This window comes from Bradyrhizobium sp. (genome assembly GCF_049586575.1).
Lineage (GTDB): Bacteria > Pseudomonadota > Alphaproteobacteria > Rhizobiales > Xanthobacteraceae > Bradyrhizobium.
Window position 1 is genome coordinate 1 of sequence record NZ_JBAVCF010000161.1, and the last position, 5,446, is coordinate 5,446.

A 5,446-nucleotide genomic window follows, 5' to 3' on the forward strand; every position below is an offset into this window, starting at 1 on the left:
GCAGTAACGTGAACGGCAATATCGACAATCCGATGTGGAATTGAGCGGGGCCACGGATCGTATGCACGATGAACTCAGTTTGCGGATAAGATAGGAGGAAAAGGCTGAGCCAAGCTGCCCACAGCACCCACCAAGTCACGTTATGCGCGCCATAGCGATCTGCCAGCCAGCCGCCGACTGCTCGTAACACACCGGCGGGCAGCGAAAAACATGCGGCGAGCAGCGCGGCTTCCGAGATGCTCAAGCTGTATTCATGCACGAAGTATTGCGGCATCCAGACTGACAACGCGGTGAAACCTCCGAAAACGATCGAGTAGTACTGGCAGTATTTCCAGACCCGCAGATCCTTCAACACCTTCAATTGCTGCTGCAACGAAACGCTGCTCTTGCCGGGCGCGTAGGCGTCCGGCGCCGAAAGCAACCAAAAGACCACCGCCGTGAGGAGCAATGCGACGGCATAGAATTTCGGGACAATCTGCCAACTGTAGCGAGAGAGCAGCGCTGGGGCGATAAACATGTTCATCGCTGCGCCGGTCGTGCCTGCGCCGAACACGCCCATGGCGAAACCACGACGTTCCTTGGGAAAGAAGCGCGCCACATAGGGAGTGCCGACAGCAAAGGAGGCACCGACCACGCCTAGGACCAAGCCTAGCAACAGGAACTGCCACAGCTGGCTAGCGTAGCTCGACAACCAAACAGGTATTGCACAACCGACCAGCAGGATAAACATGACAATCCGACCGCCGAATCGGTCTGTCCAGATGCCGAGCGGCAGACGGAACAACGCTCCCGTAAGAATAGGCGTTGAGGTGAGTATCCCAAATTGGAGCCCGTTCAGACCCAGTTCGTCCTGAATCGGAATGCCGATCACGCCGAACATCAGCCACACGGCAAAGCAGACCATAAAAGCCCATGTCGTTATGGCGAGGACGAGGACGGCTCTGAGGTTGGACATGCTACCCCACGGGCATTTGCACTCAGGCCCGATGATTGACCCACAATACATCGCCCGACTGGAGTTCGCCGCGCTTCGTCGGCTGCCGAGCAACTTATTCGCCGGCTTTGGCGGTTATCCGTTTAACCATGTCGTACTCGCCGGCTTCACGACGCTCTGACGTTCTGGCAGATTTACTTCCACCTCGTAGACTATAATTGCGCATGCTGCCAGGATCGCTCCAAGGGTGACCGCGATGAGAATGATCTCGCCGAGAGTCCAGCCCGTACCGGTGCGGAACAACCGCCTTACAAACCGCCGTGACGTGCGTGGCATGTTTCTCCACTTTCCGAAATATTCGACTATTTGTGCGTGCAGTCCCGCCCCGCATTGATCTGAATCAAGCAACCCATATAGAGTTTTCGTTAGCTGCACGGTGGCTGCGGAGCGGGCTCGTGGCATTGCCTAGTGGAACTCGCGCTAACGTGAATTTCTGCGGATGGCCGGCGAGAGTACCAGCAACGCGCTGCGCAGCTCAACGGCGCCAAGCTCGCCGCCATTGGCGACCCCGCGACTGAGGGCAGTCGACACTGTAGGCCGCTCAGTTAGCGGCTCGCTTTTCGTTCTGAAACCAGCACATCGCCGGGCGTGGCCAATCACTGGCGCGACTTCCCTTTCGGCTGGTAAGCTACCTGCTAACCATAGCTATCCGGCGATCTTGCCGCTCAACAACCTGCTGTTCCGCGCGATCGGACGGACGCATTTCACCCAACTCGTTTCGGCTTGTGCTGAATGGCGCCGCGCCGTCGTAATGAATGTATCTATTGCCGGGCCCGCTATAGCGGCGGACCTGCAGACGCGGACCAAGTCCCGATTTGTATCCGACTGTAACGGGACTCTCCGCGATCAAAGCGGCAGCTTTCGGATTAGTGCAGCGATCACAGCATAGACGCTAGCGCTCATGTTCTGGCAGCACGACAGGTGACAGTATCAACATTACAACCGGATCAGCACTGCATTCATAAGAATGGCGCCGGAGCGCCGGCCCGAAATGTCGGAGCGAGAGCACGGCGTAGTTGAGCTTCGATCCGATGCTGCTCATTATCCCTTGGCGGGGGTGGGCGCGCCGCCGAATCTGGCGCGGCGCTGCTCGACCGGCGCGAGCCGCCGATTTTTCTATTTAGCAAATTCCGCTGCGGGCCGATCGATGGCGCTCGTGCTGTTCGAGCTACCGGGTCGCTGCACATCGGCGCCGGCCGCGATCGAACGGGCCGGGGGGTGGCGACGCCGTGCTTTCGCTCTGAGATTCCCCGCCGGCGGAATGGCGCGGCCGCGCCGCGCGCCGACTCGCAATACAGGAGCTCTGGCTCGGCACTGAAAGATCAGTGGGATCATCGCCGGGTTAACCAATTCGGTGGCGATTTCTACGCGTGCGAGGGTCGCGCCGCCAGGCGGACCGAGCCGCACCGGCCGCCGCTGTGGTGACGTCCTTTTTATCAAATTCATTTTAGCAAATTGCGCATCGGCCGAAGACTATCGCTTTCTAGATTGATGTCTGACGAATGTCCCAAAGTACTGGTTTAACATTATGGTTGGGGGCATCTGATCCTCACCAAAGGGATGGCATCGCAAAGGAATACGTGACGTCGATACCGGTCATTTGGTTCGTTGAAACGCGTTGTAGGACCAGCGGAGAATTGACGGCTGAGCCAGCCGTTCGCATTCGATCAGGCTGTACGCCACCCAATGTGAGCCACGAAATATTCCTGAAGATATCCTGACCAGCTCTTTTGTTTCGCTCGACAGTTTGTCTTGATCGAAACTCGACGATATCCTGTCCAAGGTACCGGCAGCGCGAGCGTGGTTGCGAGATGCGGACGCGCGCAGGCTGCGACGAGGAAAGTTCATACGAGATCGATCCAGTTCGAGAGGCTTGGCTACGCATGTCAATTGAGGCGATTTGGCGGGTGAGCGTCACCAAGCGCGATGGATCGGAGTACCGATACACGGAGCGGCGGGGACGTCATCCCGAAATAGGAGAGGTCATTGAAGTAAGGGATGCAATCGGGCCGCCACTAGTCGCACGCATTCACGTCATCCACCACGATCCTCCGTCAGCAGGAGAGCTAGAGGCCTGGGATGTTGCAGCGACTGAAATTCACGATTAGCGGCCGGAGGGATTCCATCTTCCAGCGATACAAGGGGTTTCGCAACGCGAAGCCGCCATAAAGCGATCGACAAACTGGGTCACCGCCGAGCCTCGGCGTGCCGCATGCAGTCGGCTTTTGGTGGGCGGCGTGCAAAGATCATGGCGCGCCGCCGGCCGCACCAAACAGTGCGGCGCTTCAACGATTCAGCGTTGAGTCACGGTTCTTCAGCAACGCGCACAAACAGCGGCGCCGTAGTAGCGCCGGGCGGCCGCTCAGTTTTACTTATCGACAGACTTGGATACGCGGGCGCACCCAGCGATAGCCATCCCAATAAGGTCGGCCATAGGTCCAGTAGCACGGAGGAGCAGGCGCGAGCGCACCACCGATGACCCCGCCGATGATTCCGCCGACGATGCCGGGACCATAGCCGTGATGATGATGATGATGATAGTACTGGACGCGTTCCATCTTGGCGCCCGAACCAGCCTGTGAGCGTGTCGCGTCGTCCCTCAGCGCTGCCATGGCGTTCGGAATTGGCTCAAGCAGATCCTTGTAGCTTATTGCGGCCGCCAGTGGAGCTTGCGGCGCTGGCGCAGCTTGCGCGCTGCCAAGGGTCGTTAGCGCGGCTGCTGCTCCCAGCAAGCCCGCCATCTTCTTATCCATCACGAATCTCCGTGCTCGTCGCCCAAGTCGCATTTACGGAAAAGATACGGCACGTTTGTGGCAGTGGATAGGTCGACCATACCGCACGATACATAGGGCGACGACCGGGACCGGAGCTGCCTCACTTGAGCAAAGGTAAAGCTTAAAGGTACCGTCGCTTGAGCGTGCGGACAGGCTGGGGTTAGGGCGCGGACCAAGGGAATGATGGGGTGGCTTTGGCGAGGTGACGCAGCCCAACACCTTCGACGAAGCGGCGACCAATTAAGCTAAACTGATCGCCGTGACGACGCGGGTTGGTTATCCATCCCATGTCGGGCGGAATTGGTCGACCGCACGCTGATTTTTCGCACGTAGCCTTCCTCGCCGCCTAGGACTACGAGGTCGCCGACCCTGATGGGACGCTCCACCAGGAGGATCAAGCCGGAGACAGCACGAGGCGCGTGGGTGCGAACAGCCTGGCAAAAATCGCGTCGTGAGGTATCTGTTAGGCGAACAAACTGGTGTGCGTGCCGCCGATGTGATATCCGCTGCGCGCCGATCGATGGAGCTCGAGCGGTCGAGCTGTTGGCAGCTACCGGGTCGCTGCACATCGGCGTCGGCCGCGAGCGAACGGGCGCGGGCTCTCCGTTAATCTTATTGGCTGCAAAGACGCGCGCGCGAGAGAGCGGCGGCAATAACAGCGATCGACCTGCTCGACCTGCTGGCGCCGGCGGTACGGCGCTGCGCCGGCGGGATCTCCTTTTTTGTGAAATTCGGGATCTCCATGATCGTTGGCAGCTTCGGGTGACGATGGCGCCCGAGTGGTGACCGACGCTACTGATCTCGGCATCGCCTGGTCGGGACGGCGGCGGCCGAGCCACCGGGTCATCGATTCAAGGCCGCCAAATTCTGCAGCTGACATAGGGTGCTCGTCACAACGCCTCACCGGCGGCGCTCAAATCCCCATAGCGCACGCGGCACCGCCCAAATCCTGCTCCCGCGGTTTCCTCCCTTGGAGGCTTTCGGACGCCGGCCGCCAATGCATACCATTCGGCATCAGTTGCGGCCGGCATCCGAAACCCCTTCGCAACAGCCGCCGCGAGCAGGTGCCGCAAAGACGCCCGTCTTGAGCTTTCGCCGCCACCCCACCATACGCACGGCAGCAGCACCGACGGCGGCGCCGAAGTCCGCGAGAGTGGCCCTTTCGGAAAGCGATTCCGTCGCCGCACCTAGTCCGCTTTTTTCAAGTGAGCTTCGCGCACGATCTTGCCCCACCGCTCGACGTTCGCGGAAATGAACTTCGCAAAGGCGTTCGGATCGGTTGAACTTGCGGTCCAGCCAAGCTTTTCCAGCATCGCCATGACCCCCGGGGTCGTTAGAGCAGCGCCAATAGCGCTGTGCAGCTTTGCAACCACATCATTGGGGATACCGGCCGGAGCAACAAGCCCGGTCCAGTCGCTCGGATCGACGGTTATGTTTGCGAAGCCGGCTTCCGCCATCGTCGGCACGTCGGGTAAAGCAGCCTCCCGAGTCGCCCCGGTGGACGCAAAGGCCTTCAGCTTGCCATGCTTCACCATGGAGACAACCGGTTCACCGGCGCTGAAATACAGCTGAACACGACCTGCCATCAGATCGGCGAGGAGTTGGGGCGCTTGCCGATATGTGATGTCGTTGAATTGGGCGCCCGTCTGCATCCGGAGCATGTGCGCGAGCAGATGCG

General features: G+C 59.8%; 3 protein-coding genes and 1 pseudogene. All 4 read right to left on the reverse strand.

Annotated elements, in window-relative coordinates; all coding sequences use genetic code 11:
* On the reverse strand, positions 1 to 955 hold a 955-nt coding region (locus WB528_RS06050), incomplete at its 3' end, for an MFS transporter (protein WP_423887520.1).
* A 2,411-nt stretch (positions 956 to 3,366) separates the two neighbouring features.
* On the reverse strand, positions 3,367 to 3,747 hold the full coding sequence (locus tag WB528_RS06055) for a hypothetical protein (protein ID WP_423887521.1): 381 nt from the start codon (positions 3,745 to 3,747) through the stop codon (positions 3,367 to 3,369).
* Between the two features lie 323 nt (positions 3,748 to 4,070).
* Positions 4,071 to 4,175: pseudogene (locus tag WB528_RS06060) on the reverse strand (mechanosensitive ion channel domain-containing protein); the annotation flags it as partial.
* A gap of 780 nt (positions 4,176 to 4,955) precedes the next feature.
* Positions 4,956 to 5,446: Bug family tripartite tricarboxylate transporter substrate binding protein (locus WB528_RS06065; RefSeq protein ID WP_423887522.1), on the reverse strand; the 491-nt coding region annotated here is incomplete at its 5' end.